Source organism: Sulfurospirillum diekertiae (assembly GCF_002162315.1).
GTDB lineage: Bacteria > Campylobacterota > Campylobacteria > Campylobacterales > Sulfurospirillaceae > Sulfurospirillum.
Genome location: NZ_CP021416.1, coordinates 2,747,989 through 2,763,716 on the forward strand (window position 1 = coordinate 2,747,989; position 15,728 = coordinate 2,763,716).

Annotated in this window: 17 protein-coding genes and 1 pseudogene; 6 read left to right on the top strand and 12 right to left on the bottom strand. The window is 39.0% G+C overall.

What is annotated here, in order from left to right:
- Positions 1-4 precede the first annotated feature (4 nt).
- The 5 genes from Sdiek1_RS14080 to Sdiek1_RS14100 all read right to left on the bottom strand — a co-directional run bounded on the left by Sdiek1_RS14080 (position 5) and on the right by Sdiek1_RS14100 (position 4,719).
- Positions 5-1,438, bottom strand: coding sequence for a sensor domain-containing diguanylate cyclase (locus Sdiek1_RS14080; RefSeq protein ID WP_087439682.1), 1,434 nt, complete (start codon positions 1,436-1,438; stop codon positions 5-7).
- Positions 1,439-1,489: 51 nt separating this feature from the next.
- Positions 1,490-2,449: a permease gene (locus Sdiek1_RS14085; RefSeq protein WP_087439683.1), complete on the bottom strand. Its 960-nt coding sequence runs from the start codon at positions 2,447-2,449 to the stop codon at positions 1,490-1,492.
- Positions 2,442-2,846, bottom strand: a complete 405-nt coding sequence (locus Sdiek1_RS14090) for an arsenate reductase ArsC (RefSeq protein WP_192866753.1) — start codon at positions 2,844-2,846, stop codon at positions 2,442-2,444. Before Sdiek1_RS14090 ends, Sdiek1_RS14085 begins: the two co-directional genes overlap by 8 nt.
- 117 nt (positions 2,847-2,963) lie before the next feature.
- Positions 2,964-3,971 carry a rod shape-determining protein gene (locus tag Sdiek1_RS14095; protein ID WP_087439685.1) on the bottom strand — a complete coding sequence of 336 codons (1,008 nt, stop codon included), beginning with the start codon at positions 3,969-3,971 and terminating at the stop codon, positions 2,964-2,966.
- A gap of 31 nt (positions 3,972-4,002) precedes the next feature.
- Positions 4,003-4,719 carry a TerC family protein gene (locus Sdiek1_RS14100; protein WP_087439686.1) on the bottom strand — a complete coding sequence of 239 codons (717 nt, stop codon included), beginning with the start codon at positions 4,717-4,719 and terminating at the stop codon, positions 4,003-4,005.
- A gap of 118 nt (positions 4,720-4,837) precedes the next feature.
- Between Sdiek1_RS14100 and Sdiek1_RS14105 the strand changes: the two are divergent.
- Together Sdiek1_RS14105 and gdhA are read left to right on the top strand one after the other, a co-directional pair.
- Positions 4,838-5,511: pseudogene (locus Sdiek1_RS14105) on the top strand (MqnA/MqnD/SBP family protein).
- Positions 5,512-5,532: 21 nt separating this feature from the next.
- Entirely contained in the window at positions 5,533-6,894 is a 1,362-nt protein-coding gene (gdhA, locus tag Sdiek1_RS14110) for an NADP-specific glutamate dehydrogenase (RefSeq protein ID WP_087439687.1), read from the top strand.
- A 50-nt stretch (positions 6,895-6,944) separates the two neighbouring features.
- Here gdhA and upp read toward each other — a convergent pair whose 3' ends face one another.
- The 3 genes from upp to gltX are packed head-to-tail and all read right to left on the bottom strand — an operon-like array spanning position 6,945 to position 10,249.
- Positions 6,945-7,559 carry a uracil phosphoribosyltransferase gene (gene upp / locus Sdiek1_RS14115; RefSeq protein ID WP_087439688.1) on the bottom strand — a complete coding sequence of 205 codons (615 nt, stop codon included), beginning with the start codon at positions 7,557-7,559 and terminating at the stop codon, positions 6,945-6,947.
- 19 nt (positions 7,560-7,578) lie between these two features.
- The gene (locus tag Sdiek1_RS14120; protein WP_087439689.1) at positions 7,579-8,856 is read right to left on the bottom strand and encodes a malic enzyme-like NAD(P)-binding protein; all 1,278 of its coding nucleotides are present in this window, start codon (positions 8,854-8,856) and stop codon (positions 7,579-7,581) included.
- Position 8,857: 1 nt separating this feature from the next.
- A complete protein-coding gene (gene gltX, locus Sdiek1_RS14125; RefSeq protein ID WP_087439690.1) occupies positions 8,858-10,249 on the bottom strand; it encodes a glutamate--tRNA ligase in 1,392 nt (463 codons plus the stop codon).
- Between the two features lie 582 nt (positions 10,250-10,831).
- On the opposite strand from gltX, the gene Sdiek1_RS15370 reads away from it, so the two are divergent.
- Positions 10,832-11,308, top strand: a complete 477-nt coding sequence (locus tag Sdiek1_RS15370; protein WP_238099039.1) for a peptidylprolyl isomerase — start codon at positions 10,832-10,834, stop codon at positions 11,306-11,308.
- Between the two features lie 47 nt (positions 11,309-11,355).
- Here Sdiek1_RS15370 and Sdiek1_RS14135 read toward each other — a convergent pair whose 3' ends face one another.
- On the bottom strand, positions 11,356-12,687 hold the full coding sequence (locus tag Sdiek1_RS14135; protein ID WP_087439691.1) for an acetyl-CoA carboxylase biotin carboxylase subunit: 1,332 nt from the start codon (positions 12,685-12,687) through the stop codon (positions 11,356-11,358).
- Positions 12,687-13,154, bottom strand: a complete 468-nt coding sequence (gene accB, locus Sdiek1_RS14140) for an acetyl-CoA carboxylase biotin carboxyl carrier protein (RefSeq protein ID WP_087439692.1) — start codon at positions 13,152-13,154, stop codon at positions 12,687-12,689. The genes Sdiek1_RS14135 and accB overlap by 1 nt, the downstream gene beginning before the upstream one ends.
- A gap of 91 nt (positions 13,155-13,245) precedes the next feature.
- Here accB and dcd point away from each other — a divergent pair, with 91 nt between their 5' ends.
- From dcd to Sdiek1_RS14155, 3 genes are read left to right on the top strand one after another with little or no spacing between them, the layout of a single operon-like run.
- A complete protein-coding gene (gene dcd, locus Sdiek1_RS14145; protein ID WP_087439693.1) occupies positions 13,246-13,806 on the top strand; it encodes a dCTP deaminase in 561 nt (186 codons plus the stop codon).
- A 6-nt stretch (positions 13,807-13,812) separates the two neighbouring features.
- Complete coding sequence (locus Sdiek1_RS14150; protein WP_087439694.1) at positions 13,813-14,451, top strand: GNAT family N-acetyltransferase; 639 nt, start codon at positions 13,813-13,815, stop codon at positions 14,449-14,451.
- 11 nt (positions 14,452-14,462) lie between these two features.
- Positions 14,463-14,918 (top strand): hypothetical protein, encoded by a 456-nt coding sequence (locus Sdiek1_RS14155; protein WP_087439695.1) that lies wholly within the window; start codon positions 14,463-14,465, stop codon positions 14,916-14,918.
- An 18-nt stretch (positions 14,919-14,936) separates the two neighbouring features.
- On the opposite strand, the gene Sdiek1_RS14160 is transcribed toward Sdiek1_RS14155, so the two are convergent.
- Complete coding sequence (locus tag Sdiek1_RS14160; protein WP_151897995.1) at positions 14,937-15,341, bottom strand: hypothetical protein; 405 nt, start codon at positions 15,339-15,341, stop codon at positions 14,937-14,939.
- Positions 15,319-15,657: a hypothetical protein gene (locus Sdiek1_RS14165; protein WP_151897996.1), complete on the bottom strand. Its 339-nt coding sequence runs from the start codon at positions 15,655-15,657 to the stop codon at positions 15,319-15,321. Before Sdiek1_RS14165 ends, Sdiek1_RS14160 begins: the two co-directional genes overlap by 23 nt.
- Between the last annotated feature and the right edge of the window lie 71 nt (positions 15,658-15,728).

Genomic DNA, 15,728 nt, shown 5'->3' on the forward strand with positions numbered 1-15,728 from the left:
TTCCTTACGCAACAATGACTTGATCTTTGCCAGCTTTTTTAGCTTCATAGAGTGCATTGTCCACTTTATAGACCAACCCATCTTGACTCTCCAAACTGCTAAGATGTCCTACCCCAATACTCACCGTAAGAGGTCTTTGTAAAAGACTACTCAGCACTTTGTCCTCTCGAATAGCTTGGCAAATTTTCTGTGCAATTTCAACACTCTTTTCAGAACTCACATCAACGAAAAGCAGTGCAAACTCTTCTCCACCCCAACGTGCTACCATATCGGAAGAGCGAAGCTCCACGCGTAAAATTTCAGCAACCCTCACTAAAGCCTCATCGCCCACAAGATGGCCAAAGGTGTCATTGACCTCTTTAAAATCATCAATATCAATCAACATAAGCGTGAGTGAATTGATCCCTTTTTTGTAAAGCTTGTAGAATTTTTCAAAATGTTCATTAAATTTTCTTCGATTGGCAAGTCCCGTCAGTGAATCTTCACTTGCCATTTTAACAAGCTGTTTTTGATAAATATTGATCGTATAAATAATAATGAGCGTTACCAACAAGGTCACCAAAAGCGAAATCGCTAAATTGGCATAAAATGTTTTCTTAAGCTCTTTAAGATACTCTTTTTTGTCAATTTCGACAAAAAGTTGCAATTTGAGTTTTTCAATGTACTTGGTATTTAGAAGGTACTCTCCCTCTTTATTTTTATACTCAAACTGTGTCTGTTCACCCTTATAAATAGCTTCTTTGATACTTTTTAACCCATCAATGTTGGCAATATTGCCACGTTTATTGAGGGCTTGAGAGAAAAGCGTTATCTCTCCTTTTTGATCGACAAAGTAGACGTCATATTTATATTTGGTTTTAAAGGAGCTGAGCATCTTTTCAATGTTGAGAAGCCGCACACCCACACCCGTTACACCAATCATCTCATTTTTATAGTTCATCACTTTATAATTGATAAACATGATTAAAGTATCACTTAAATTGGCATTATGATCCAGATTGATTTCATAAGGCTCTGATTGATCTTTAAAGCGAAAATACCATGCATCGGCACTGTTATCCTTATTGACAACATCAATAAGCCCTCTAGGATGGTAATAGTTTTTTGTTTTATCGGAAACTAAAAACGTTGTAAAAATATCATATTTCTGTTGGATCTCCGTAAGATAGCGAACAATGCCATCCATATCTTTTTCGCCGTCCATCAGCCAGTCTCGCAAAAAAGTATCATGAGACATCAATGAAGAGACAAGCAAAGGCTCAATCATACGCTGTTGAATCTCAGTGTAGATATTGTCAACCGAAAGCGGCAATGAAGTATTTTGCAGTTGCGCTTGTGTATCCTGGACATTTTTCATGTAATTGATAATAGAACCTGTAATAGAAACACTCAAAAGCAATCCAGCTATGATCACAACCACTTTAGTTTTTAATCGCATAGTCTCTCCTTGAATACGCGATTATAACACAAAATGTACGACAAAAAAGCATCATAACAGTGCGTTAAACAGATACCCAACGCCCATAATTCCAAGGGCAACAATGCCAAAAAAGAGGGCAATCAGCTTTACATGTAAAATGCGCTTTAAGATCATCGCTTCGGGTAAACTAAGGGCTGTAATTGCCATCATAAAACTCAGAGCCGTACCAAGCAACATCCCTTTGCTGGTTAAGACCTCGATCAAAGGCATCACGCCTGCCGCATTAGAATACATCGGAACACCTAACAGTACAGCGAAAGGAACACTGTACCACGCATTGCTTCCTGCATATTTGACGATCAATTCTGTTGGAACATACCCATGAATAAATGCTCCTATACCAACACCAATCATCACATAGAGATAGATTTTTTGTAAAATATCCAGCGTGTAATCCCACGACTCTTTGACTCTTTTTTTCACCGTAAGTTTAATCTCAACCTCTTCCAAATCACCACTCATTGGCACAACAGGAATGAGAACATATTTTTCCATCCCCAGCTTACCAACAGTAAAACCGCCTAGAATGGCAACCAAAAGCCCAAAGCCAATGTACAGTGCCGTGATTTTCCAGCCAAAAAGTCCGAATAAAAGGGCAATCGCAATTTCGTTGTTCATTGGACTTGAAATCAAAAAACTAAAGGTAATACCAAGCGGAATGCGTGCTTGCATGAAACCTAAAAACAGAGGAATCGCAGAGCAACTGCAAAATGGCGTAATAATGCCAAAAAGTGCTGCTAAAACATTGCCTGTGAACTCACTTTTACCTTGCAAATAGACGCGTACTTTGTCGGTATTAAAATAGGTTCTCAAAAAACTCACTGCAAAAATAATCAGCACTAAAAGAATGTAAATTTTCACCGTATCAAAGATGAAAAAATGAACTACCTCTGCTTTTTGTGTCGAAGCATCCAGGCCGAACAACCCATAGACCAGATAATCTACCATCTTTTCCCATACATCAAACATCGCTTAGCTCTTTTTCAATGATAGGCAAAAGCTCTGCTTGAATTGCTTTATATGTAAGAATAAATGCCCCATAATCTTTACCATCAGGATCGGAAAACCCCACATGAATTTTAGGGATAGGACGAGGAAACATCGGACAGCTCTCTTTGGCATGATCGCATACCGTGACTACCAAATCGAAGTTTACATGTAAAACCTCATCGAGTGTTTTAGAGTGATAGCTCTCTTTCCAAATACCCTCTTCTTCTAAGACTTTTTTCGCATACGCATTGACATATCCGCTTGCACGAACTCCCGCACTATACGCTTCGATGCCTTTTAAATGTGCGTTTACCAAAGCTTCTGCAATAATACTTCGACAACTGTTGCCCGTACATAAAATCAGTACTTTTTTCATGATTGAACCTTTACATGTAACAATAATGAAATGGTAGCATAAAATTATCTTTATATCAAGATATATTGATATGTTTAATCCCTAAAGGGTAAGATAAGAGCACGAAATCTATTGCTCTTATGCGCCTAAAAGGGAGCTATAACGGACATCTTCCATGGCTCGCCCTGCTCCTAGAATAATATTTTGTAAAGGATTATCCACAACATTGACCGCTATTTCTAACTTAGCAGAAAGATAACAATCTAACCCTAGCAGCATTGAAGAGCCACCTGTCAGTAAAATACCCTGATCGTAAATATCTTGTGCAAAGGCAGGAGGAAGTTCTGAAAGCATGCGGTGAGTCAGTGAAACCATTTTATCTACTAAAGGCATAATCGCTTGATGCACATCATGAGAACTTGCCACAAAGCGCTCGGGAAGACGTGAGACGAGATTTTTGACATTGATCTGCATTGTTACTTCTTCACGATTGATAAGATTTCCAAGCTCTTTTTTTAAATGCTCTGCATCATTGTGTGAAATGAGAATACGCTTGTTCGCTTTAAAATACTCAATAATTGCCTCATCCAGGTCATTTCCAGCAACACGGAGAGACTTTGACATTACAATCCCATTACACGAAAGAAGTGAAATATCGCTTACCCCAGCTCCAATATCCAGCACCAAAACACCTTTCGGTAATTCTATCTCTTGCATGGAGCCAAGAGCGGCAGAAAAAGGGTCTTTAATGAGCATTACTTCACGAGCACCTCCATCTTTACACGCTTCCACCACAGCACCCCGTTCCATCGAATTAAGATCGCTTGGAACACTCACAAGAATCGTTGGTTTGAAAAATCGGCTCTGAGCGATACGCGCAATGACCTCTTTAATATAAGCTTTTGCAACGGTTAAATTGGCAATTGCTCCTTTGGAAAGAGGATGCATCACTTCGATATGTTGAGGATTTTTACCCCACATTCGCCTTGAAGAAGCGCCACTATCAAAAAAAGAACTTCGTTTTGTATCGAATGAAATAGAGGTAGGCTCATCTAAAATAATTCCACGACTGGGTTGATATACAAGTGTATTATTCGTGCCAAGATCAATGGCAAAGGCATTGGAAGAACGAAGGAGAGAAAACATATTACGCCTCTTTTTTTAGCTACTGATTTTTTTAGCTTTTTTTCTTACGACTGTAAATATTAATCGACTCAACGGCAAGAGAAAATGCCATCGCAAAATAAACATAGGCTTTTGAGATATGAAGCCCAAACCCTTCAGCAATAAGCGTCACACCAACTAAAATCAAAAAAGAGAGTGCTAAGATTTTAATGGTAGGATTAGCATCGATGAAATCAGAAATAGCCTTACTTGCGAACATCATCACTCCTACCGCAAGGACAACGGCCACAATCATAATAATAATATTGTTTGCCATGCCCACAGCCGTAATGACAGAATCAAGAGAGAAAACAATGTCCAAAACAGCAATCTGAATGAGTGTATTAAAAAAGCCACGTGAACCTTTTTTAAGCTCTTTTTCCTCTTCACCTACCTCTTCAATATCTTGATGAATTTCGGTTGTTGACTTAGCAAGGAGAAAGAGACCCCCCAGAATCAAAATGAGATCGCGTCCTGAAATAGCATAGGAAAAAAGAGTAAAAAGGGGTGTTGTCAGCTTCATAATCCAAAAGAGTGAAAGAAGGAGCATGATCCGTGTGATCATCGCAAGGCCTAGTCCAAAAACTCGACCTTTATCTCTTTGATGGGCAGGCAAACGTCCTACGAGAATAGCAATAAAAATAATATTATCAATTCCAAGAACAATTTCTAAAGCCGTTAATGTTAATAATGCCATAAGTGCTTCGGCGGTAAATAGTGATTCGAGCATAATGTACTATCCTCTTTTTTTCCTTTTATTGTACCTACTTTTGGGTATAAGTCTTCTTAGTAACCATCTTGTTAAGCAAGACAAGTTATAATACAAAACCTAGTAATAAGGAGTCTGTATGGTTTTTGGAAAGATAGACTATATCAATCTTCTTCCATTTCATGTTTTTTTAAAACGAGCCTCGCTACCCAACGCTTTTAAACGTTCATGTGAGCATCAGAAATCTGTTCCCTCCAGTATCAACCGTAAATTTAGAAAACGTGTTGTGGATGCCGCATTTATTTCCAGTATTGAAAGTAAACGCAAATCAATCACCCCTTTGCCTATTGGCATAGTGGCGCAAAAAAATGTTAAAAGTGTTATTTTAAAGAAGGGTGTTGCTAAAAGAGACCCAGCCTCTGCTACCTCCAATATGTTAGCCCGTGTTCTTGGGCTTGAAGGTGAAGTTTTCATCGGTGATCGAGCACTTAAGCTCTATCTGCAAGAGCCCGATGCGTATATTGATCTTGCTCAGATATGGCATGATAAATATCATCTGCCGTTTGTTTTTGCACGATTGTGTGTAAATGTGCGTCAAAGCTTTTATAAAAAAACTCTCAGCAAAAATTTGTTCAACGCCCAATCAAAATTCCAAACTATATTTTACATACCTATGCCAAAGAGCGTGGTATTGCAGCCCTTGACATCAAAGAGTATCTTAAACTTATCAGTTATTCTATTCAGAAAAAAGAACAGAAAGCACTGTTTATTTTTCTCAAAAAAGCCAAACGCCTCAAAAAGCCTTCGTCGTAAAATCCTCAAAGGAGTTGCCCGATGTCCGTGAAACGTTATATTGATAAAGTTCTTCAATCCACGATTGAGAGTACCCCTGGCCAAACTGAGTTTTACCAAGCGGTTGAGGAGGTTTTAACCTCGCTTGAACCGCTTTTACAGGCAGAATCCAAATACGATCAGTACAATATACTAGAGCGTATTGTCATTCCTGAACGTCAAATTCTCTTTCGTGTTGTCTGGATCGATGATCAAGGAAAAATCCAAACCAATATTGGTTACCGTGTACAGTTTAACTCTTCCATAGGACCCTATAAAGGCGGTCTTCGTTTTCATCCCAGTGTTAATCTTGGTATTATCAAGTTTTTAGGCTTTGAGCAGACCTTTAAAAACTCTCTGACAGGGCTTGCCATTGGTGGTGCAAAGGGTGGCAGTAATTTTGACCCTAAAGGTAAAAGTGAAGGTGAAATCATGCGCTTTTGCCAATCGTTTATGGTGGAACTCTCCAAACATATTGGAGAGACAAAAGACATCCCTGCGGGTGATATTGGTGTCGGTGGGCGTGAGATTGGCTATCTGTTTGGTGAGTATAAACGCTTAACGGGTCGTTTTGAAGGGGCATTAACGGGCAAAGGACTCAACTGGGGAGGTTCGCTCGCTCGAACAGAAGCGACAGGCTATGGTTCAGTCTATTTTGCAGAAAATATTCTCAACAAAGTGGGTGACTCCCTTAAAGGCAAAGTATGCACCGTATCAGGAGCAGGCAATGTGGCACTTTATACGATTCAAAAGCTCTATGATATGGGAGCGCTACCTGTGACATGCAGTGACTCTCGTGGGATGATCTACGATAAAAACGGCATTGATTTTAATGCACTTAAAGCCATTAAAGAGATTGCACGTAAAGATTTAAGTGAATACCTTAACGTTCATGCTGAAGCGACCTACATTCCTGTCAGTCAATATCCCGAGGGAACGAATGCTGTCTGGAGTATCCCTTGTTTTGCAGCATTTCCTAGTGCAACACAAAATGAACTCAACCTAAACGACATTCAAATTCTTTATAAAAACGGTTGTCGGCTGGTTAATGAAGGAGCGAATATGCCAAGCACCCCGCAAGCGATTGACTTCATGTTGGCTCACAAAATGTTTTACGGCCCTGCAAAGGCTGCCAATGCCGGTGGTGTTGCCACCAGTCAATTAGAGATGAGCCAAAATGCAAGCATGCAAAAATGGAGTTTTGCCGAAGTCGATAGTAAACTCAGAGGCATTATGAAAAATATTTTTGAGCTTTCCTATAAAACATCTAAAGAGTTTGGCGATGAAGGGAACTTGATGTTGGGTGCGAATATTGCAGGATTTCGAAAAGTGGCTGACTCGATGATTGATCAAGGGGCAGTATAGTAAAACGGGCTTCGCCCGTTTTACATGTAAACGTCAGAAAAGAGTTTTGATTAGCTGTTTACCGTATTAAAAACTCTATCTCCTGCATCACCAAGACCTGGAATAATGTAGCCATTTTCATTCAAGCCATCATCAATACACGTTGTAAAAACAGGTACATCAGGATGTATCTCACAAAAACGTTTAAGTCCCTCAGGTGCCGAAACCAACGCTAAAAAGCGTATATCTTTCACCCCTTTAGACTTTAAAAAGTTCACGGCATCAATCGCCGTTCCACCTGTAGCAAACATCGGATCGATAATAATCGCAATACGCTCTTTATGATCAGGTGGTAGCTTCGCATAGTAAAACTCTGCTTCAAGTGTTTTTTCATTGCGCTGAAATCCTAAAAATCCAACACTGGCATCAGGGATTAATTTAAAAATACCATCCAACATGCCAAGAGCTGCCCGAAGAATCGGACAGATCATGATTTTTGCATCTAATTTTTTAGTATTAGCCAACGCAACAGGTGTTTGGACTTTAATGTCACGAAGAGGTAAATCACGGGTTGCTTCAAATAACATCAAATGAGATATTTCATCGACTAAAAGTCGAAACTGAAATGGCTCTGTTTTTTCATCTCTCAAAATCGAAAGCTTATGCTCGATCAGAGGATGTTTGATGACATGAACGTTTTTTCACTTATTTTTGCTCCGCATCAATAATGGCTTGAAGTTTTGCACGATAGGCTTTCATATCAAAATCTTTTACACGCGCAACACCATCTTTGATTGCAGCTTCTGCAACCGCGGCAGAAATCCACACAAAGACCCTTCGATCAAATGGTTTTGGGATGATGTAATTGATACCAAATTTAAGATCTTCCCCGTTATAAGCTGCTTTGACATAATCAGGCACGTCTTCTTTGGCTAATTTTGCCATCGCAACGGCTGCAGCCATTTTCATGCCTTCTGTAATTTTGGTTGCTCTCACATCAAGCGCGCCTCTAAAGATGAAAGGAAAACCTAAAACATTATTGACTTGGTTCGGGTAGTCACTTCGACCTGTTCCCATCATAACGTCATCTCTTACTGCATGAACTTCTTCAGGTAAGATTTCAGGCGTTGGGTTTGCAAGGGCGAAAATAATTGGGTATGGATTCATGGATTTAACCATCTCTTGGCTGACAACACCCGGTTTTGAAAGACCTAAAAACATATCAGCCCCTCGCATTGCATCTTCTATGGTTCTATCACTTGTTTCCAATGCAAACTCTGCTTTGTATGTGTTAAGGTCTGTTCTACCAACATGGATAACACCCTTACTATCAAGCATCACAATTTTTTTAGCACCCAAGAGTTTGTACATTTTTGCACATGCAATTCCTGCAGCACCTGCACCAGAGACGACAATTTTCATCTCTTCAATTTTTTTGCCGCTGATTTCAAGGGCATTGATAAGTCCAGCAGACGTAATCATTGCTGTTCCATGTTGATCATCGTGCATGACAGGAATATCAACACATTCTTGAAGCTTTCGCTCTATTTCAAAACAACCGGGTGCTTTAATATCTTCAAGATTGATACCACCAAATGTTGGAGAAAGCGCTTTACAAATCGCAACGATTTTATCAATGTCATGTTCATCTAATTCAATATCAAACGCATCAACATCCGCAAATTTTTTGAAAAGGACAGACTTGCCTTCCATAACGGGTTTACCTGCAACGGCACCAATATCACCAAGACCTAGAACGGCTGTTCCATCACTAATGACGGCTACAAGATTACCTTTGTTGGTATATTTGTACGCTAATTCATTATCTTTTTCAATCTCTAAACAAGGATGTGCAACGCCTGGAGTGTACGCCATTGAAAGATCTCTAGCAGTATCACAACGCGTTTTAACACTAATTTCAATTTTCCCACCAATATGATATTCTAAAGACTCTTCTTTAGTAACTTTCCCCTTATTACTCACACTAACTCCTTTTATAAGATATTAATTTTTGAATTCTCTGTATAACATTGGCATATCCAATAATTTCCAACACTTCAAAGATAGAAGGACTCACAGAATTACCTACCATGGCAATACGAATGGCTTGCGCAAGATCTTTAAGTTTTAAACCCTTTTCTTCTAAAAATCCTTTGGTAACTGTTTCAAATTCACTCGCACTATTGAGCTCTTTTGCGTCTTTTAGCGCTTCAAGATACTGCTCTAAAACAGTTAGCCCTTCGGCAGTTAAGAACTTCTCAACCGCTTTTTCATCGTAACACATTGGTGCCTCTAAAATCTGTTTTACCATAGCAGCAAACTCCACTAAGGTCTTAGCACGATCACGAAGTGCGTCAATCAGTAACTCTTTCTTTACATGTAACGTAATATCGACATCAAAAAAGCGCAATTCATCAATTAAGCGCGCATGGCTTGCTTGTTTTATATAATGCGCATTAAGCCATACCAGTTTTTCTTGGTTATAAGCCGAAGCTGATTTATTGATATTTGAAGGATCAAACAGCTCTTGCATCTGCTCAAATGAGAAAATCTCTTGATCACCATGACTCCAACCTAAACGAATCAGAAAATTGAGCAGTGCTTCTGGCAGATACCCTTCCCTCTTATACTCCATCACATCAACGGCACCATCGCGTTTAGAGAGCTTTTTACCTTGAGGATTTAAAATCATAGGAACATGGTAAAATTTGGGAATATCGAAACCAAGCGCTTGATATAAAATGATCTGTTTAGGTGTGTTGGAAAGATGGTCATCCCCACGGATAACTTCATTAACGCCCATCAGCGCGTCATCGATGACAACAACAAAGTTATAGGTTGGTGTGCCATCACTTCTAGCGATGATGAAATCATCCAACATATCGCTCGCATTAAAACTGACTTCACCTTTAACGCCATCGACAAAAGAGATCACGCCACTTGTGGGTGCTTTGATACGAATAACAGGCTCAACGCCCACTGGAGGCGTTCCCGTAAAGTCACGGTATCTCCCATCATATTTTGGGCGTTCTTTACGTGCCATTTGAGCTTCTCGAAGTGCATCAAGCTCCTCTTTGCTCATATAACATTTATACGCTTTTCCAGCATCCAAAAGCTTTTGAACATAACTTTTATAGAGATCGAAACGCTCTGATTGATAAACAATCTCACCCTCATGCGCTAAACCAACCCATTTGAATGCCTCGACAATAGCATCTGCTGCTGCTTTGGAGTTTCGAGCAAGATCTGTATCTTCAATACGAAATAAAAATTTTCCATTATTTCTTTTTGCCCACAAATAACTGTAAAGAGCCGTTCTAAGCCCTCCAATATGCAGATATCCCGTAGGACTAGGGGCAAAGCGTGTCACAACCATAACTGTACCTTCATTCTTTATTTTATAAATTATGTATAAATTATGTATCATTTCGTTACGTAGTGATTAAAAAATCCACTGGAGCTGGAGAAAAAACATTTTTTTTTAATTTTTTTTGTCAAAAAAGATGTTATCATACGTAGCTTGTTTTGTATAATACAACACGATTATATAGCTATTTTTCTTAAAATAAAGGATTATTGATGAAGATTAAACTAAAGGTGTTAACTTTTGTAACGTTGTGTACAACCTTACTTTTTTTCACCTGTAAATGCAAGTACTGTTGATGGAGTTTCTATCATTATTAATAAAGAGCCTATTACATTATTTGATGTTTTCAAGTATTCACAGCGCTTTAACATCCCCAAAAAAGAAGCATTAGATATTTTAGTAAGACAAAAGCTTGAAGAATCTGAAATCAAAAAAACAAAAATATCGCTGTTGACAATTTTGAAGTCGATCAATATATCGAAAACTTAGCAATTAGTAACAATATGAATCAATATGATTTCCTTAATATGATCCGTTCAAAAAATATTGAAATTTCTGAGTATAAAGAGGATCTTAAAAAGAAATTACAACGTGATAAACTCTATAAAAAAAATTGTTAGTACCAAAATGCAACAAATGGGGGATAGTGACCTACAAGCTTATTATAATGAAAACCTTAATGAATTTTCACAAGCAAGCGCATTTGATGTTACAATCTACACCAGCGCTAATCAACAAAGCCTAACTGCTATTCAAAATAATCCCATGAGCGCCGTGAGTGATGTCCAGCTTCAAGAAGGAAAAATTGAAGCAGGCAAAACGGATCCAAAACTTTTAGCACTCCTCAATAAAACCGCTAAAGGTAAATTTACTGCGATCTCTAAAAACGATTCAAATTATGTGATGTTTTTTGTGAAAGAGAAATACAATGTTCAAACCGTCTCTTTTGCGGATGCTAAAAACTATATCTACTCAAAACTTGGAGAAGGTAAAGAACAAAAAGCAATTGAAGAGTATTTTGAAAAGTTAAAATCATCTGCTAACATTCAAGTTATCAGAGCACCATAGTCAAATAAGAAAGAAGTTAAAGGTCGCCATGTTGACCTTACTGTTATTTAGTAGCGTGAAAGATAGTTTGTATCAAATCTATTTTCGATAAAATCTTCATTATCCATCATATTCAAGTGAAAATCTCTTACCGTTTTAATACCCTCTATTTGTAACTCATTCAAAGCTTCTCTCATCTTTTTAATGGCACGGTCACGTGTTTCACCCCACACAACCAACTTGCCAATCATAGAGTCATAATTAGGAGGAACGATATAGCCTTGATACGCATGAGAATCCATACGAACATTGCGTCCACCAGGAATAATATACTTTGTAATTTTACCTGGACTTGGAATAAATTTGACAGGATCTTCTGCCGTAATACGACACTCAATCGAATGACCACGGAAAGTGAGTGCACTTTGATCAAAAAGTTTTTCACCTTCAGCCACACGAATCATCCACTCAATAATGTCGATACCGCTGACCATCTCACTGACACAATGCTCGACTTGAAGTCTGGTGTTCATTTCCATAAAATAGAAATTTTTATCGGCATCCAAAAGAAACTCAAACGTACCTGCATTTTCATATCCGATATATTTCGTTGCTTTAACGGCTACTTCATGAAGTCGTGCTCTTGTTTTGGCATCGAGTGCAATGGCTGGAGACTCTTCAATCAGTTTTTGGTGACGACGTTGCATCGAACAATCACGCTCACCAATATGGACAACATTGCCAAACGAATCACCAATCACTTGTACTTCGATATGACGTGGGTTTTTAATGTATTTTTCCATGTAAAGTGTACCATCGCCAAACGCACTGAGCGCTTCACTTTCTGCGGCAAGAAACGATTTTTCCAAATCTTCCATCTTTTCAACCACACGCATACCACGTCCACCACCGCCTGCACTAGCTTTCACAATGACAGGAAGTCCGATTTGCTCAGCAAGCTTTTTGGCTTCTTCAACACTTTCAAGCACCCCTTCACTTCCAAGAATAACGGGTACTCCAGCTTTTTTCATGACGTCTTTGGCTTTAGACTTATCGCTCATCAAAACCATAGAATCAACGGAAGGCCCAATAAATTTGATATTGTGGTGTTGGCAGACTTCAACAAAGGTTTGGTTCTCACTTAAAAAACCATACCCTGGGAAAATGGCATCACAGCCACTGATCTCAGCCGCACTGATGATCGCAGGAATACTTAAATAACTCTCAGATGATTTTGCACCACCAATACAAATACTCGCATCGGCATATTGAAGATAGAGCGCATCTTTATCCGCAGTGGAATAAACCGCAATCGCTTGTTTTCCCATCTCTTTGATGGTGCGTATTGCGCGAAGGGCGATCTCACCACGATTGGCAACAAGAATTTTCTCAATCTTCATTACACTTTCTCCACCGCGAAGATTGGCATATCGTATTCTACAGGCTGACCATCTTCAACAAGGATATCTAAGACTTTACAGTCAAACTCTGCTTCAATTTCATTCATAATTTTCATCGCTTCGATAATACCGATAGGTTGACCTTTACGGATCACATCGCCTACTTTTGCAAATGGAGCCGAACCAGGAGCTGGAGATCGATAGAAAGTTCCTACCATAGGTGATTTCATACATAAGCCTACCGCTACTGGCGCTGCATTAACACTCGCCTCGCCTCCAACTTGAGCAATAGGGGCTGCTACGGGAGCAACGTTTGGAGCTTGCATAACTGGAGCTGTTGCATACGTAACAGGACCATCAAAACCTTTTTGCAGTTCAATGCTAAAATCACCCTCTTTGATTTTGAGTTTTGTAATATCACTTTTATCAAAAATACGTATTAACTCTCTAATTTCATTTTTATCCATTCGGTTTCTCCTAAATATTTGCCATTTTTTGGCATAACATAAAATGTGTTATAATACCATACTAAATATATACGATCACTTAAGGGAAATTATGGGTTTAAAAGCAGACAGTTGGATACGAGAAAAATCGCTCAAAGAGCGTATGATAGAGCCTTTTTGCGACGATCAGGTCGGTAAAGATGTCGTCAGTTATGGTGTCAGTAGTTATGGGTATGACATTCGCGTAGGACGTGAATTTAAGATTTTTACCAATGTAAACTCCACCGTAGTTGATCCCAAAGAATTTGACGATAAAAATGTGATTGATTTCGTAGGTGACATCTGCATTGTTCCACCTAACTCTTTTGCCTTGGCACGCACCGTGGAATACTTTAGAATTCCTAAAAACGTCCTTGCCATTTGTCTAGGGAAAAGTACGTATGCACGTTGTGGTATCATCGTCAATGTCACGCCCTTTGAGCCAGAATTTGAAGGACACATTACCATCGAAATTTCCAATACAACACCACTCCCCGCCAAAATTTATGCCAATGAAGGCATCGCGCAAGTGCTCTTTTTAGAGGGTGATACCGCATGTGAGACCACGTATAAAGATAAACACGGTAAGTACCAAGGGCAAACTGGCATTACCTTACCACGTATTTTAAAATAAGCAATTATGGCTTTACATGTAAAAGCTTTAGAGCAACATAACACACACGAGTTTGATGGTTTTTATGCCATCTACTCGACCGCTTTCCCTCTTTCAGAACAAAAATCTCGCGATGCACTTTTAGCGATGCAGCATGCCTCTTTTTACACGATCTATCTAGCGTATAATGACGAAAAAATTGTAGGATTTTGTATCATGTATCATCCGCACCATGAAGATTTTTTTCTGCTGGAATACATGGCGATTGATGAAACGCAAAGAGGTATTGGGCTTGGCTCAACGCTTTTAAAAAGGAGCATTGATCAACTGTTTCAAACACATGGCATACGTGCGCTTCTGATTGAAATTGACTCACCCGAGAAGAGCTCATCGGAGCAAGCAATTCGCGAAAAACGAGAACTCTTTTACCGTCGTTTGGGTGCATTGAAAATTGACCCCTTTGATTATATTTTAGCACTGCAAAGTAATGAAGAACCTCCACCTATGGAGCTTTTAGTGTATCATCCTAGCATGAGAGAAGTCTCAAAAGCCACCTTACAAGTATGGATTGAAAAACTCTATGTGGATGTTTATGGATGCACAAAAGATGACCCACGCATTGCTCAAATGCTTGAGCTTGTACCACCGATTTTAAACCTCATTTAAAAGGATTGTTGATGGAAATTTTTTTAAGCGATGAATATGAAACTCTCTGGACTGCCATTAGTGCTATCATGAGTATTTTAGCTACGATGATGGCTATCTTTGCACTGATTTATTCGATACGGATGTACCGTAAAACGATGCAAATCGTCCATTACGGGGAGATTGATAAAATGTATTTTGAAATTCTCAAAGAAGCCCTCAATAAGCCTTTTCTGCTGAGACAAGACCGTGAACGCACTTTAGATGAAGAGATTCAATACAACACCTACGCTTTCATTGTCTGGAACTTTTTAGAGTCCATTTACGATCGTTGCATGTTAGATCACGCTTTGCAAAGAACATGGTTTCCCATCATCGAAGCCGAGCGTAAAATCCACCTACTTTGGATACAAGAAGATGAAAATAGAGCTAAATTTAAAGCAGAATTTTTGAGTTTTATTGAGAAAGGGACGTTTGAGGTAGTGTAGATTTTAGTGATAGCTTTTTCAATTTTCAATAAAATCTGGTTTTGGAACATCAGGCATATTTTCATATGCTTTTAAAATGGTCTCTAAAGGACTTAACGTACGATTGTCATGCCAATAGACATTTTTAAGCCACATCGCCGCACGAATGTTTTGTCCTACGCCCAGCCAATTGTTATCCAGATGAGTTTGAAGCATCTTGCGCCCTGCTTGAAACAGTTTTTCAGGATCAAATTGTGGTTTGATATGATTAAGGCAGAAAGCATACGCCCATTTTCTTGGAGCCATAGAACCTCCAAACGAAACTTTAGAGACGCCGTAGTATTTTTCATACTCCATTACACCTGCTTCATACTGCTCTGCGTGAATACAACAACTCATGTAATCATCTAGTCCTAGCGTTTTAGCACTTTTTTTGATATGCACCGCCATTCACAATAGATAAGTTAAATTGTCTTGCTTTATTCCATATTTCTATCGCAGGATCAGCACTTTGAAGCCACAGTGCCAATGCTTTTGCCTCATGCAATTCCCAACGATGAAAATCTGGACGCACGTGATCTCCCCATTCATCCTGTTCAATGGCAAGATTGAGCCATTCAAGGGAACGGGCAATAACGGGTTGTATCTCTTTAGAAAGTCCGCAAAGATAGCATTTAATAATGCTCCCAATATGGCTTGCAGCCATATTCCCCATAGGATCTCCAGGTTCATATTGTCTTGCTAGAAATGATTTTAGCATATACATATCCTCTTCCAGATATACCTCTCTTCCTCTTATTGGATTAAATCTCATTGGTTATTCTCCACATA